The sequence below is a fragment of the Agrobacterium sp. SUL3 genome (assembly GCF_001263295.1).
Classification (GTDB): Bacteria; Pseudomonadota; Alphaproteobacteria; order Rhizobiales; family Rhizobiaceae; genus Agrobacterium; species Agrobacterium tomkonis.
The window spans coordinates 267,395-281,379 of record NZ_KQ414501.1; the positions used below are offsets into that span (position 1 = coordinate 267,395).

16 protein-coding genes are annotated in these 13,985 nt (G+C 59.4%); 14 read left to right on the plus strand and 2 right to left on the minus strand.

Annotated elements, in window-relative coordinates; genetic code table 11:
• Nucleotides 1–930, minus strand: a complete 930-nt coding sequence (gene hemC / locus AKG12_RS10615) for a hydroxymethylbilane synthase (RefSeq protein WP_052818746.1) — start codon at nucleotides 928–930, stop codon at nucleotides 1–3.
• A 73-nt stretch (nucleotides 931–1,003) separates the two neighbouring features.
• Between hemC and tsaD the strand changes: the two genes are divergently transcribed.
• The 5 genes from tsaD (at nucleotide 1,004) to AKG12_RS10640 (ending at nucleotide 4,568) form a co-directional block, all read left to right on the plus strand.
• Nucleotides 1,004–2,101 (plus strand): tRNA (adenosine(37)-N6)-threonylcarbamoyltransferase complex transferase subunit TsaD, encoded by a 1,098-nt coding sequence (tsaD, locus tag AKG12_RS10620; RefSeq protein WP_052818747.1) that lies wholly within the window; start codon nucleotides 1,004–1,006, stop codon nucleotides 2,099–2,101.
• The gene (locus AKG12_RS10625) at nucleotides 2,101–3,084 is read left to right on the plus strand and encodes an NAD(P)H-dependent glycerol-3-phosphate dehydrogenase (RefSeq protein ID WP_046799549.1); all 984 of its coding nucleotides are present in this window, start codon (nucleotides 2,101–2,103) and stop codon (nucleotides 3,082–3,084) included. Before tsaD ends, AKG12_RS10625 begins: the two co-directional genes overlap by 1 nt.
• A gap of 88 nt (nucleotides 3,085–3,172) precedes the next feature.
• Entirely contained in the window at nucleotides 3,173–3,466 is a 294-nt protein-coding gene (locus tag AKG12_RS10630; protein WP_052818748.1) for a YciI-like protein, read from the plus strand.
• A gap of 6 nt (nucleotides 3,467–3,472) precedes the next feature.
• Nucleotides 3,473–3,916 carry an EVE domain-containing protein gene (locus tag AKG12_RS10635; RefSeq protein ID WP_052818749.1) on the plus strand — a complete coding sequence of 148 codons (444 nt, stop codon included), beginning with the start codon at nucleotides 3,473–3,475 and terminating at the stop codon, nucleotides 3,914–3,916.
• A 7-nt stretch (nucleotides 3,917–3,923) separates the two neighbouring features.
• Nucleotides 3,924–4,568, plus strand: coding sequence for a class I SAM-dependent methyltransferase (locus AKG12_RS10640; RefSeq protein ID WP_052818750.1), 645 nt, complete (start codon nucleotides 3,924–3,926; stop codon nucleotides 4,566–4,568).
• Nucleotides 4,569–4,577: 9 nt separating this feature from the next.
• On the opposite strand, the gene AKG12_RS10645 is transcribed toward AKG12_RS10640, so the two are convergent.
• The gene (locus AKG12_RS10645) at nucleotides 4,578–4,946 is read right to left on the minus strand and encodes a hypothetical protein (protein WP_052818751.1); all 369 of its coding nucleotides are present in this window, start codon (nucleotides 4,944–4,946) and stop codon (nucleotides 4,578–4,580) included.
• 305 nt (nucleotides 4,947–5,251) lie between these two features.
• Here AKG12_RS10645 and sdhC point away from each other — a divergent pair, with 305 nt between their 5' ends.
• The 9 genes from sdhC (at nucleotide 5,252) to sucD (ending at nucleotide 13,972) form a co-directional block, all read left to right on the plus strand.
• On the plus strand, nucleotides 5,252–5,644 hold the full coding sequence (gene sdhC, locus AKG12_RS10650; RefSeq protein WP_046799544.1) for a succinate dehydrogenase, cytochrome b556 subunit: 393 nt from the start codon (nucleotides 5,252–5,254) through the stop codon (nucleotides 5,642–5,644).
• A gap of 11 nt (nucleotides 5,645–5,655) precedes the next feature.
• Nucleotides 5,656–6,036: a succinate dehydrogenase, hydrophobic membrane anchor protein gene (gene sdhD / locus AKG12_RS10655; RefSeq protein ID WP_052818752.1), complete on the plus strand. Its 381-nt coding sequence runs from the start codon at nucleotides 5,656–5,658 to the stop codon at nucleotides 6,034–6,036.
• Nucleotides 6,037–6,043: 7 nt separating this feature from the next.
• The gene (sdhA, locus tag AKG12_RS10660) at nucleotides 6,044–7,885 is read left to right on the plus strand and encodes a succinate dehydrogenase flavoprotein subunit (RefSeq protein WP_052818753.1); all 1,842 of its coding nucleotides are present in this window, start codon (nucleotides 6,044–6,046) and stop codon (nucleotides 7,883–7,885) included.
• Nucleotides 7,886–7,900: 15 nt separating this feature from the next.
• Nucleotides 7,901–8,680 carry a succinate dehydrogenase iron-sulfur subunit gene (locus AKG12_RS10665; protein WP_052818754.1) on the plus strand — a complete coding sequence of 260 codons (780 nt, stop codon included), beginning with the start codon at nucleotides 7,901–7,903 and terminating at the stop codon, nucleotides 8,678–8,680.
• 205 nt (nucleotides 8,681–8,885) lie between these two features.
• Nucleotides 8,886–9,428, plus strand: a complete 543-nt coding sequence (locus tag AKG12_RS10670) for a protease inhibitor Inh/omp19 family protein (RefSeq protein WP_052818755.1) — start codon at nucleotides 8,886–8,888, stop codon at nucleotides 9,426–9,428.
• Between the two features lie 93 nt (nucleotides 9,429–9,521).
• Nucleotides 9,522–10,685: a cell division protein ZapE gene (gene zapE, locus AKG12_RS10675; protein WP_052818756.1), complete on the plus strand. Its 1,164-nt coding sequence runs from the start codon at nucleotides 9,522–9,524 to the stop codon at nucleotides 10,683–10,685.
• Between the two features lie 178 nt (nucleotides 10,686–10,863).
• Nucleotides 10,864–11,826 carry a malate dehydrogenase gene (gene mdh, locus AKG12_RS10680; RefSeq protein ID WP_003504984.1) on the plus strand — a complete coding sequence of 321 codons (963 nt, stop codon included), beginning with the start codon at nucleotides 10,864–10,866 and terminating at the stop codon, nucleotides 11,824–11,826.
• A 32-nt stretch (nucleotides 11,827–11,858) separates the two neighbouring features.
• Nucleotides 11,859–13,052, plus strand: coding sequence for an ADP-forming succinate--CoA ligase subunit beta (sucC, locus tag AKG12_RS10685; protein ID WP_046799539.1), 1,194 nt, complete (start codon nucleotides 11,859–11,861; stop codon nucleotides 13,050–13,052).
• 17 nt (nucleotides 13,053–13,069) lie between these two features.
• Complete coding sequence (gene sucD, locus AKG12_RS10690) at nucleotides 13,070–13,972, plus strand: succinate--CoA ligase subunit alpha (RefSeq protein ID WP_046799538.1); 903 nt, start codon at nucleotides 13,070–13,072, stop codon at nucleotides 13,970–13,972.
• Nucleotides 13,973–13,985 lie beyond the last annotated feature (13 nt).

The following is a 13,985-nucleotide window of genomic DNA, read 5'->3' on the forward strand; positions in this document are numbered from 1 at the left end:
TCAGCTCCAGCCTTCGAAGAAATTGCTGCCCGCCTTGGCGCGCACGTCTTCGCCGGCCTGTCGGCCGAGTTTTGCCGCGTCCCTGCGGTTGCCGGAGATTTCAATGCCGTGGTTTGTCTGGCCATCGGGGGTAAGGATGAGCCCGGAAAAATGCAGATCTTCGCCTTCGCAGGTCGCATAACCGGCGATCGGCGTGCGACAGGAGCCGTCAAGCGCGGCCAGAAAGGCGCGCTCACAGGTCACGGCGTCAAAGGTCGGCCTGTCATTTATGGGGGCAAGCAGCTCGTCCATGCGCGTATCGCCGATGCGGCTTTCCACACAGATCGCGCCTTGCGCCGGAGCAGGGGGGAATTCCTTCGGATCGAGAATTTCCGTCGGGACATTCTCCTTGCCGAGCCTTTTCAGGCCGGCAAAGGCAAGAAGCGTTGCATCCGCCTGGCCTTCTTCCAGCTTGCGCAGGCGGGTATCGACCAGGCCGCGAAAGATGATGACGCTCAGATCCGGCCGCAGGCGGCGGATCAGCGCCTGACGGCGCAGGGAGGCGGAGCCGACAACGGCGCCCTGCGGCAGCTCCAGAAGCTTCGGCGCGGTGCGGCCGATGAAGGCGTCGCGCATGTCTTCGCGTGGCAGGAAGGCGGAAAGATAGAGGCCTTCGGGCAAAACGGTCGGCATGTCCTTGGACGAATGCACGGCAATATCAAGTTCGCCTGACAGAAGCTGGCTCTCCAGTTCTTCCGTGAACAGGCCCTTTCCGCCGATTTCCGACAGAGCGCGGTCGGTTATCCGATCACCCTTGGTGGACAGCACGACGATTTCGAACATGTCTTCCGGCAGGCCATGCGCCGACATCAGCCGGTTGCGCGTCTCGTAAGCCTGCGCGAGCGCCAGCGGGCTGCCGCGCGTGCCGATTCGGAAAGGTTTTGTTTGCATCCGCGTCTATCCATTGTTACCGGAGTTGTCTTAGACCAACTCAGCGCATGATCGCAATGAACGAACAGATTTGATGACCCCCTTTCTTCGTATCCTCGGCATAGAGACCAGTTGTGACGAAACCGCTGCATCCATTGTGGTTCGGCATGCGGACGGCCGTGGCGAGATCGTCTCCGACGTCGTTTTGTCGCAGCTTGAGGAACACAGCGCCTATGGCGGAGTGGTGCCGGAAATTGCTGCGCGCGCCCATGTCGAGGCGCTGGACACGCTGGTGGAAGAGGCGCTGGAGCAGGCGGGCGTGACACTTGCCGATATCGACGCCATTGCCGCCACATCCGGTCCCGGCCTTATCGGCGGCTTGCTGGTGGGGCTGATGACGGGCAAGGCGATTGCCATGGCGGCAGACAAGCCGCTTTACGCCATCAACCATCTGGAGGGCCATGCGCTGACGGCGCGGCTGACGGACGGTCTTTCCTTCCCTTATCTGATGCTGCTGGTGTCCGGCGGCCACACACAACTCGTGCTGGTGCGTGGCGTGGGGGATTATGAGCGCTGGGGCACCACTATCGATGACGCTTTGGGTGAGGCCTTTGACAAGACGGCGAAACTTTTAGGCCTGCCCTATCCCGGTGGCCCAGCGGTCGAGAAGGCGGCAGTGAAGGGTGACCCGAACCGGTTTCCGCTGCCGCGTCCGATGGTCGGCGAAACCCGTTTGGATTTTTCCTTCTCCGGCTTGAAGACGGCGGTGCGGCAGGCCGCAACAGCCATCGCGCCGCTTTCGGAGCAGGATATTGCCGATATCTGCGCGTCCTTCCAAAAAGCGGTGTCGCGCACCCTCAAGGATCGCATCGGCCGCGGCCTTGCCCGTTTCAGCCAGGAATTTCCGCATCTGGAAAGCAAACCGGCGCTGGTCGTGGCCGGCGGCGTTGCGGCCAATCAGGAAATCCGCCAGACGCTGCAGGCGCTTTGCGATACGCATGGCTTCCGTTTCGTTGCGCCGCCACACCGGCTTTGCACCGATAATGCCGCGATGATCGCCTGGGCGGGACTGGAGCGCATGGCGGATGGCAGGCAGGCAGATCCGCTGGAGATACCGCCGCGCTCCCGCTGGCCACTTGATGGCAATGCGGAGACTTTGATAGGTTTCGGCAAAAGGGGAGCCAAGGCCTGATGCAGCGGGAAAAAATCGTCGTCATCGGTGCTGGCGCCTTCGGAACCGCGCTTGCCGTCGTCATTGCGCTGGAAAACCGGCATGACGTCACCCTGCTCGGCCGTGATGCGTCCCTGATGGCCGATCTGAAGGTTGATCGTGTTCACGATGCGGCTCTGCCGGGTGTCGAGCTGCCGGATGCGCTTGAATTTTCGGCCGAGCCGGATGTGCTGGCTGGCGCCAGTATCGTGCTCTTCGCCATGCCCTCGCAGGCCCATGCGGATGCGGCGCGTCATTACGGTCCTTATCTGGCTAATGACTCTATCATCGTCACGTGCGCCAAAGGCATCGACCGCAACTCCGGTCGCCTGCTGACGGAGCTTCTGGAAGCGGAACTGCCGCATCACCCGATTGCGGTCCTTTCCGGTCCGGGATTTGCGGCGGATATCGCGCGCGGGCTGCCGACCGCCATGGCGATTGCGGCGGAAGACGCAGCGGTTGCCGAACGGCTGGCGACCACGATTTCCGGCAGGACCTTCCGGCTTTATGCCTCCACTGACCGCATCGGCGTGCAGCTTGGCGGGGCGCTGAAGAATGTTCTCGCCATCGCCGCCGGCATCGTCGAAGGCGCGGGTCTTGGCGATTCCGCCCGGGCGGCGTTGATTTCGCGCGGGCTTGCCGAGATGTCGCGTCTCATCGTCGCCATGGGCGGCAAGGCTGATACTGTACGCGGTCTTTCCGGTCTTGGTGATCTGGTGCTGACCGCCACCAGCCACCAGTCGCGCAACCTGCGTTTCGGCATCGCGCTTGGCCGGGGTGAAGGCAAGGACATGTCCGGCGGGTTGGTGGAGGGCGCTTTTGCGGCTGCCGTCGCCGCCCGACTTGGAGAAAGTCACGCCGTCGACATGCCGGTTACCGAAGCGGTGGCTGCCATCATCGACGGAAATCTGGATGTGGCGAGCGCCATGCAACAATTGATGACACGGCCCATTACCACCGAATGAGGGTGGGGCCTTTGAATAGTTTTTACGCATGTCCTGGTCCCAAAACCGCTGACACTTTTGGGAGACATGCTCTAGCGAGGAGACTGAAATGCTGTTTGCCTTTATCTGCAAGGACAAGCCCGGCCATCTGAACGTGCGTATGGAAACGCGCCCGGCCCATCTGGAGCACCTGAACAAGCTGAATGCCGAGGGCACGCTGAAGATCGCCGGCCCGTTTCTGGATGCCGAAGGCAAGCCGAATGGCAGCCTCGTGATCGTTGAAGCCGCTGATATAGATGCGGCGAAGGCGCTGGCTGATGCCGATCCCTATGCAAAGGCCGGCCTGTTCGAAAGCGTCGATGTGAAGCCCTATAACTGGGTCTTCAACAATCCGGGAGCTTGAGCGGGCATGGCGAATTACTGGCTTTACAAGTCCGAGCCGTTCAAATGGTCCTGGGAGATGCAGAAGGCCAAGGGCGAGGCGGGTGAAGAATGGACTGGCGTGCGCAACTATCAGGCGCGCAACAACATGCGCGCCATGAAGATCGGCGACAAGGGTTTCTTCTACCACTCCAATGAGGGGCTGGATGTCGTCGGCATCGTCGAAGTCTGCGCATTGTCGCATCCGGACTCGACCGCCGAAGGCGATCTGAAATGGGACTGCGTGGACATCCGCGCCGTTTGCGATATGCCGCAGCCGGTTTCGCTGAAGGATGTGAAGGCCAACCCCAAGTTGGAGAAGATGTCGCTCGTCACCTCCATGCGGCTTTCCGTGCAGCCCGTGACGGAAGAGGAATATCTCGAGGTCTGCCGCATGGGCAGCCTTGCCAATCCGCCGAAGTCAACGGACTGATCCTTCGGTGAAGACTGATCCCGAACGCTTCATTCTCGACAATGCTGCGATCATGCATCCACCGCATGTGCCGGAATTGCGCCTTTATCTTGCCACCGAAGCTCATGAGCTGTGGCTGAAGACGGAGGAGGAGCTGGAAGAGATCGGTCTGCCGCCGCCTTTCTGGGCCTTTGCCTGGGCCGGCGGGCAGGGGCTTGCCCGTTATGTTCTCGATCATCCTGAAAGCGTTTCCGGTAAGCGCGTGCTGGATTTCGCCAGTGGCTCCGGTTTAGTCGCTATTGCTGCGGCGAAGGCCGGCGCAGCCAGGGTTCTCGCCGCCGATATCGACCCGTGGACACAAACCGCCATTCGGTTGAATGCGGCGCTCAACGGCGTGGATATAGGGTTTACTGGCCTTGATCTGGTTGGCAAACCGGTAGAGGCGGATGTTCTGCTGGCGGGAGATGTGTTTTACGATCGCGCCTTCGCCGACCTTCTCCTGCCATGGTTTCTGGAATTGACGGCGAAGGGCGTGAGCGTGCTTGTCGGCGATCCGGGGCGGGCTTATCTGCCCAAACAGCGGCTTTTCGCCGAGGCTACCTATCAGGTTCCGGTGACGCGGGCTCTGGAAGACAGCGAAGTCAAGAAGACCACCGTTTGGCGTTTTGTCTGATTGTTTGATTTAAGGCCGGATGATGCAGACGCCGTGCTCGTAGGCGCAGGCATCGCTGGCGGTTTCGGCACGAACATTTATTATCTTCGCCCTGGGCGCAAACTGCGCGGCCGTTGTTACGCCTGCGCCGTTTCGCGCAAGCCGACCGCCTACCGCGAAATAATTGCCGTTGCCGCGTATGCGAAGCCCCGATATCGCCCCTACATAGGTGCCGCCGGGAAGAGTGGAAGGCAACCCGTCGGTAGAGAAACTTGCCTGCGATTGTTGATGCCGATAATCATGGCGGCCGTGAAAATCCTCTGCCTTTGCGGGCGGCATTACGGTGAAAATGACGCCTGCGACCATCATGGTCAGAGCGGCGATTCGGCGCTGTAACATGAGCCTCATTCTCCGGATTTTCTTGGTTAATCAAAGGTAAATTACACGATTTATGAATTACGTAAAGGTAAATATTTCGAGGGTGTAAATCTTGGAAACGCTCGATTTTTTATTTTGAGGCAAAAAAATCCAAAAAAAATTCGTGAACCAATCGATTAAATTCGAATCGGTCTTGAAATATGCTTGTCGTGACGCCCCCATGTGATTAAACGTCGCGGTTGGTGCAATGCACATTCTTTCGTCATGTGTAGTTGCTTGGGGGCGTCCGGTTTGAAGGGCGCACGGGAAAACGCCGCGAGGTTCTGATGGCGAATCTGACAAATAACCGGCCTCTGTCGCCGCATCTTCAAGTTTACAAGCTGATTCCGACGATGGTCTCATCCATCGTGCACCGCATCACCGGCGGCGCACTTTATTTCGGAACGCTGCTGGTTGCCTGGTGGCTGATCGCGCTTGCTTCCGGCCCGGCCTATTACGACTGGGTCAACTGGGCGATGGGCACGATCATCGGCAGGCTTATCCTGATCGGTTATACATGGGCTCTCGTCCATCACCTGGTGGGTGGTCTTCGTCACTTCATGTGGGATCTGGGATACGGCTTCGAAAAGCATTTTACCACCAAGCTGGCAAAGGCCTCGTGGGTGGTGTCGATCTGTCTGACCGCGCTGATCTGGGTCGTCGCCCTGATCGTGCGCTGAGGAGATTTATCATGGATATGCGTACCCCTCTCGGAAAGGTTCGCGGCCTCGGCTCCGCCAAGGAAGGCACCGACCATTTCTGGCGCCAGCGACTGACGGCGGTTGCCAACGTTCCGCTGCTGATCTTCTTCGTGGTCTTCCTCATCCAGTATGCCGGCGCGCCCTATGCGGAAGTCGTCGCGGCGCTGTCGAACCCGCTTGTTGCTGTTATCATGGCTCTCGTGCTGGTTTCCGGCCTCATCCACATGAAGCTCGGCATGCAGGTCATCATTGAAGACTATATTCACGCCGAGGTTTCGAAGCTCGTTCTTCTGATGCTCAATACGTTTTTCGCGATTCTTATTGGCGGTCTTTGCATCTTCGCCATTCTGAAAATCGCATTCGCAGGATAATTCCGCCATGGCATCGATCAGTTCACCTTCCCAGAATGGCAAAGCTTACACCTATGTCGATCACTCCTATGACGTGATCGTGGTGGGCGCCGGCGGCGCGGGTCTGCGCGCAACGCTCGGCATGGCGGAACAGGGTTTCCGCACGGCCTGCATCACCAAGGTTTTCCCGACGCGCTCGCATACGGTTGCGGCGCAGGGCGGCATTGCAGCATCACTCACCAACATGACGCCTGACTGTTGGCAGTGGCACCTTTACGACACCGTGAAGGGCTCCGACTGGCTGGGCGACGTTGATGCGATGCAATATCTCGCCATGGAAGCGCCGAAGGCTGTCTATGAGCTGGAGCACTACGGCGTGCCCTTCTCGCGCAATGCCGAAGGCAAGATCTACCAGCGCCCGTTCGGCGGTCACATGCAGAATTACGGTGAAGGCCCGCCCGTGCAGCGCACCTGCGCCGCTGCAGACCGCACCGGCCACGCCATTCTGCACACCCTTTATGGCCAGTCGCTGCGCAACAATGCGGAATTCTTCATCGAGTATTTCGCGCTCGACCTCATCATGTCGGAAGACGGTCGTTGCACCGGCGTCGTGGCGTGGAACCTCGATGACGGCACGATCCATCGCTTCTCCGCCAAGATGGTGGTGCTGGCGACCGGCGGTTACGGCCGCGCCTATTTCTCGGCAACGTCTGCCCATACCTGCACCGGCGACGGCGGCGGCATGATCGCCCGTGCCGGCCTGCCGCTTCAGGATATGGAATTCGTGCAGTTCCACCCGACCGGCATTTATGGCGCGGGCTGCCTGATCACCGAAGGCGCACGCGGCGAAGGCGGTTATCTCGTCAACTCCGAAGGCGAACGCTTCATGGAGCGTTATGCGCCGTCCGCGAAGGACCTTGCCTCGCGTGACGTGGTGTCGCGCTGCATGACGATGGAAATCCGTGAAGGCCGCGGCGTCGGCAAGAACAAGGACCACATCTTCCTGCATCTCGATCATCTCGATCCTGCGATCCTGCATGAACGTCTTCCGGGCATTTCCGAAAGCGCCAAGATTTTCGCCGGTGTCGATGTTACGCGCGAACCGATCCCGGTCCTGCCGACCGTTCACTACAATATGGGCGGCATTCCGACCAATTATTGGGGTGAAGTGTTGAATGCCGATGCCAACAACCCGGAACGTATCGCGCCCGGCCTGATGGCTGTCGGCGAAGCCGGTTGCGCCTCGGTTCATGGTGCGAACCGCCTCGGCTCCAACTCGCTGATCGACCTCGTGGTCTTCGGCCGTGCCGCCGCCATTCGCGCCGCACAGGTTATCGACCGCGACGCGGCGGTTCCGGCGCTCGACATTGCTGCCTGCGACAAGATCATGGAACGCTTCGACAGCCTGCGTTTCGCCAATGGCTCGACGCCGACGGCGGTGCTGCGCGACAAGATGCAGCGCGCCATGCAGGACGATGCGGCGGTGTTCCGCACGCAGGAATCGCTGGAAAGCGGATGCCAGCGTCTTTCCGCCATCTGGAAGGAACTGCCTGACGTCAAGGTCACCGACCGTTCGATGGTCTGGAATTCCGATCTGGTCGAAACGCTTGAGTTGCACAATCTGATGGCGAACGCGATCACCACGGTCTATGGCGCGGAAGCGCGCAAGGAAAGCCGCGGTTCGCATGCTCGTGAGGATTTCGTCGATGGTCCATTCGCCGGTCGCGACGATGTGAACTGGCGCAAGCACACGCTTGCCTGGGTCAGCCCCGAAGGCGACGTCAAGCTCGATTATCGCCCGGTTCACACCGACCTGATCGCCGACGGCATCGATCCGAAAAAGATCGAGCCGAAGGCGCGCGTCTACTGATTTGAGGAACTGGATATGGTTGAACTCGCTCTCCCCAAGAATTCCCAGATCAACGAAGGCAAGGTCTGGCCGAAGCCTGACGGTGCCAAGAATGTGCGCGAATACCGCATTTATCGCTGGAACCCGGATGACGGCCAGAACCCGCGCATCGATACCTATTATATCGATGTCGACGATTGTGGACCGATGGTTCTCGATGCTCTTCTCTACATCAAGAACAATATCGACCCGACGCTGACGCTGCGCCGCTCCTGCCGTGAAGGCATTTGCGGTTCCTGCGCCATGAATATCGACGGTACCAACACGCTTGCCTGCACCAAGGGCATGGAAGAGATCAACGGCACGGTGAAGGTTTATCCGCTGCCGCATATGCCTGTGGTGAAGGACCTCGTTCCTGACCTGTCGAACTTCTACGCCCAGCATCGTTCCATCGAGCCCTGGCTGAAGACGGTTTCGCCGACGCCCGCCAAGGAATGGAAACAGAGCCATGAGGACCGCCTGAAGCTGGATGGTCTCTATGAGTGCATTCTGTGCGCCTGCTGCTCCACCTCCTGTCCCAGCTACTGGTGGAATGGTGACCGTTATCTCGGTCCCGCCGTTCTGCTGCAGGCCTATCGCTGGCTGATCGACAGCCGCGATGAGGCAACCGGTGAGCGTCTCGACAATCTCGAGGACCCGTTCCGCCTTTATCGCTGCCACACCATCATGAACTGCGCGCAGGCCTGCCCGAAGGGTCTTAACCCGGCCAAGGCGATCGCGGAAATCAAGAAGATGATGGTCGAACGCCGCGTCTAAAAGCGATTCGCTGGCGACGGCGATTTATCCGGGCCGCGGTCTCCACCGCGGCTCTTTTTTCAACCGGGCCCGGGAATTTTCGGTAAAAATTGACCGAAATGGTAATTATCCCGGCCATCGCTTGCGCAAGGTAAGGCTTTAGTAATAATTCAGCCTTCTTGTTCGATCATGGTCTTTCCGGAAGCGAGAGAATCGGGAGCTTGATATGCAATTCAGATATGTGGTGACGGGCCTTGCGGTTGTAATGAGCCTTGCCGGTTGCCAACGTACCTCCTACGATTACAACAACAACGGCAGCAATAATCCCGGTTATACGCCGCCGCTGCAGGCGCAGCCGGTTCCCTCCGTTCAGTCCGGCGCCCTGCCACCGCCCGGCGGCGCTTCGGGCAGCCAGTTCCCGTCGGCGCCCGCCTCGGCAACGCCTGGCGGCACCGATGTCGCTTCTGCCGCTCCGCCGACGACAGCGCTCGACGTCACCAAGGAATCCATGGTCGGCAACTGGCGCATTTCCAATGGTGGCGCAAATTGCGACATGTTCCTGACGCTCACCAATCTCGGCAGCGGTTCGCGCGGCGGCACACGTGGCTGCTCCGGCGAGCTGACGGCTATGGGTTCCTGGGAAGTGTCCGGCAAGATGGTTCTCTTCAAGAACCGTGCAGGTGACACGATCGGCCGCGTCTACAAGAGCGCCGATGCGCGCTTTGACGGAACGACCAATAGCGGCCAGCCGCTCAGCCTCAGCCGATAGAGCATTTCCGGTGTATCCGGATCGCCTTGCCTGTTCTGAGCCATTCCATTCGTCGCGGAAGCCTGTCGCTGTCCGCGACCGGAGCGCTTTTCCATGAAGCCATTGCCCGATTACAATCATAGTGTCGTTGAACAGCTCAACGCATTAACGGCGGCTGGCACCTTGCAGGCGGATGCGGCACAACTCGGTGTAGCAGCCCACCTCGACCGTATCCTTGCCGACCTGAAGGCACGCAAACCCGCCAAGAAAAAAAGCGCGCTCGGCTGGATGTTTGCGCGCAAGGCCGGGCCTGCCGCCGCCGTCAAGGGACTGTATGTCTATGGCAGCGTCGGCCGTGGCAAGACGATGCTTATGGATATGTTCTATGAGATGGCGCCCGTCTCTTCCAAGCGGCGCTGCCATTTTCACGAGTTCATGGCGGACGTGCATAATCGCGTGCATGCGCATCGGCAGAAGCTGAAGAATGGCGAAACCAAACAGGCCGATCCCATTCCGCCCGTCGCGGCCCAGCTGCTGGCGGAAGCGGAACTTCTGTGCTTTGACGAGTTTACTGTCACGGATATTGCCGATGCGATGATCCTTGCCCGACTGTTCAGCGAGCTCTTCGCCAATGGCTGCACATTGGTGACGACCTCCAACGTCGTGCCCGACAATCTTTACAAGGACGGCCTTAATCGCGGCCTGTTCCTGCCCTTCGTCGATCTGCTGAAGAAGTATGTGGATGTGGTGACGTTGGACAGCCCGACCGATTACCGGATGGAAAAGCTGGAAAGCCTGCCGGTCTATGTCACGCCGCTCGACGGTTCGGCGGATCAGGCGATGGATATGGCCTGGCGTCACATGACCGGTGGCCATCTCGTCGCGCCGACGGAAATACCAATGAAGGGCCGCTCCATTCTGGTGCCGCGTGCCAGCGGCCGGGTCGCCCGTTTCTCGTTTTCCGACCTTTGTGAAAAGCCACTCGGGGCTTCCGACTTCCTCGCCATTGCCAATCGGTTCGATACGGTCTTCATCGATCATATCCCGCTGCTCAATGCGGACAAGCGGAACGAGACCAAACGTTTCATCATCCTCATCGATGCGCTTTACGACCACAGTGTCCGGCTTTTTGCCTCCGCCGCAGCCATGCCGGAGGACCTGCTAGGCAAGCGCAAGGGGACGGAGGGTTTCGAGTTCGATCGTACGGCCTCGCGGCTGTTTGAGATGCGCAGTGCGGATTATCTCGCTCTGCATCACGAAAAGCGGCAGAAAGTTTGACACTTTCGTGACGCATTTTCTTACGTTTACGTAAGAAAATAATGATCTAAACGATTGAAAATATTCATCACAAAAGAATCTGTTGCCAATTTTGGCCAATGGGGCTAATCGAAGTGCGACAATTTGGCTGCCGGTTTGGCGCGGTGAAATTGAATTGAAGCTCAAGAGGAAGCATTCGATGGCTCGCAAAAAAATTGCACTTATTGGTTCTGGCATGATCGGCGGTACGCTGGCACATCTCGCCAGCCTGAAGGAACTGGGCGATATCGTCCTCTTCGACATCGCCGACGGCATTCCGCAGGGCAAGGGTCTGGATATTGCCCAGTCCGGCCCGGTTGAAGGTTTCAATGCGAAGCTCACCGGTGCTTCCGATTACGCCGCCATCGAAGGCGCAGACGTCTGCATCGTCACCGCTGGCGTTGCCCGCAAGCCGGGCATGAGCCGCGACGATCTTCTCGGCATCAACCTCAAGGTCATGGAACAGGTCGGCGCCGGCATCAAGAAATATGCCCCGAACGCTTTCGTCATCTGCATCACCAACCCGCTCGACGCCATGGTCTGGGCGCTGCAGAAGTTCTCCGGCCTGCCGAAGAACAAGGTCGTCGGCATGGCCGGCGTTCTCGACAGCGCGCGTTTCCGCCTGTTCCTGGCTGAAGAATTCAACGTTTCGGTTCAGGACGTCACGGCGTTCGTGCTCGGCGGCCATGGCGATACGATGGTGCCGCTGGCACGTTATTCCACCGTTGGCGGCATTCCGCTGACCGATCTCGTCAAGATGGGTTGGCTGACCGCCGAACGCCTTGAGCAGATCATCCAGCGCACCCGCGACGGCGGTGCGGAAATCGTCGGCCTGCTGAAAACGGGCTCGGCCTATTATGCGCCGGCCGCTTCGGCAATCGAAATGGCTGAATCCTACCTCAAGGACAAGAAGCGCGTTCTGCCCGCCGCTGCTCATCTCTCGGGCCAGTATGGTGTTGACGACATGTATGTCGGCGTGCCCACCATCATCGGTGCCGGCGGTATCGAGCGCATCATCGAGATCGAACTGAACAAGGAAGAAGAAGCCGCCTTCCAGAAGTCCGTCGGCGCTGTCGCTGGTCTTTGCGAAGCCTGCGTCAACATCGCTCCGTCGCTGAAGTAATACTCCAAGCGGCTCCAAACAGGGATTATTCCATGAATATTCACGAATATCAGGCCAAGGCTCTTCTGAAGGGCTACGGTGCGCCGGTTGCTGAAGGCGTCGCCATCCTCAAGGTCGAAGAAGCCGAAGCTGCCGCAAAGCAGCTTCCCGGCCCGCTTTACGTCGTCAAGAGCCAGATCCATGCTGGCGGCCGTGGCAAGGGCAAGTTCAAGGAACTCGGCCCCGACGCCAAGGGCGGCGTTCGTCTGGCAAAGTCGATCGAGGAAGTCGTTTCCCACGCCAAGGACATGCTCGGCAACACGCTGGTAACGGCCCAGACGGGCGATGCCGGCAAGCAGGTCAACCGCCTCTATATCGAAGACGGCGCTGACATTGCCCGCGAACTTTATTGCTCGCTGCTGGTTGACCGTTCGGTCGGCCAGGTCGCTTTCGTGGTTTCCACCGAAGGCGGCATGGATATCGAGGCTGTCGCCCACGACACGCCGGAAAAGATCCACACCATCGCCATCAACCCGGAAAAGGGTGTGAGCGATGCTGACGTTGCCGCGATCTCCAAGGCTCTCGAGCTTGAGGGTGCTGCAGCCGAAGACGCAAAGTCGCTGTTCCCGATCCTCTACAAGGCCTTCAACGAGAAGGACATGGCTCTCCTCGAGGTCAACCCGCTGATCGTCATGGAAAATGGCCATCTGCGCGTTCTCGACGCCAAGATGTCCTTCGACGGTAACGCCCTGTTCCGCCATGACGATGTCAAGGCGCTGCGCGACGAGACCGAAGAAGACGCCAAGGAAATCGAAGCCTCGAAGTGGGACCTCGCTTACGTGGCTCTCGACGGCAACATCGGCTGCATGGTCAATGGTGCAGGTCTTGCCATGGCGACGATGGACATCATCAAGCTTTACGGCAAAGAGCCGGCTAACTTCTGCGACGTCGGCGGTGGCGCTGGCAAGGAGAAGGTTGCGGCAGCCTTCAAGATCATCACGGCTGACCCGAAGGTCGAGGGCATCCTCGTCAACATCTTCGGCGGCATCATGAAGTGCGACGTCATCGCCGAAGGCGTGATTGCCGCGGTGAAGGAAGTCGGCTTGCAGGTTCCGCTCGTTGTTCGCCTCGAAGGCACCAACGTCGAACTTGGCAAGAAGCTCCTGAACGAATCTGGCCTTGCGATTACGGCTGCTGACGATCTGGACGACGCAGCCAAGAAGATCGTCGCGGCGATCAACGGCTAATTGAGGGACCGGAAATAATGTCTATTCTCGTTAATAAAGACACGAAGATCCTTGTTCAGGGTCTGACCGGCAAGACCGGTACCTTCCACACCGAACAGGCGCTTGCCTATTACGGCACGCAGATGGTCGGCGGTATTCACCCGAAGAAGGGTGGCGAAACCTGGACCGGATCGAAGGGCGAAAGCCTGCCGATCTTCGCAACGGTTGCCGAAGCCAAGGAAAAGACCGGTGCAGACGCATCCGTGATCTACGTTCCGCCTGCAGGTGCCGCTGACGCCATCATCGAAGCCATCGAAGCGGAAATCCCGTTCATCACCTGCATCACCGAGGGTATTCCGGTTATGGACATGGTGCGCGTCAAGGCTCGCCTCGACCGTTCGAAGTCGCGCCTGCTCGGCCCGAACTGCCCCGGCATCATGACGCCGGAAGAATGCAAGATCGGCATCATGCCGGGCTCCATCTTCCGCAAGGGTTCGGTCGGTATCGTTTCCCGTTCGGGTACGCTCACCTATGAAGCCGTGTTCCAGACTTCCAACGAAGGCCTCGGCCAGACGACGGCTGTCGGCATCGGCGGCGACCCGGTCAAGGGCACCGAGTTCATCGACATCCTGGAAATGTTCCTTGCCGACGAAGCCACGCAGTCGATCATCATGATCGGCGAAATCGGCGGCTCGGCTGAAGAAGATGCGGCGCAGTTCCTGATCGACGAAGCCAAGAAGGGCCGCAAGAAGCCGATGGCCGGCTTCATCGCGGGCCGTACGGCTCCGAAGGGCCGCACCATGGGCCACGCTGGCGCTGTCGTTTCCGGCGGCAAGGGCGATGCAGAGTCCAAGATCGCTGCCATGGAAGCAGCCGGCATCAAGGTATCGCCTTCCCCGGCGCGCCTCGGCAAGACGCTGGTTGAAGTCCTTAAGGGCTGAGACCACATGAGAC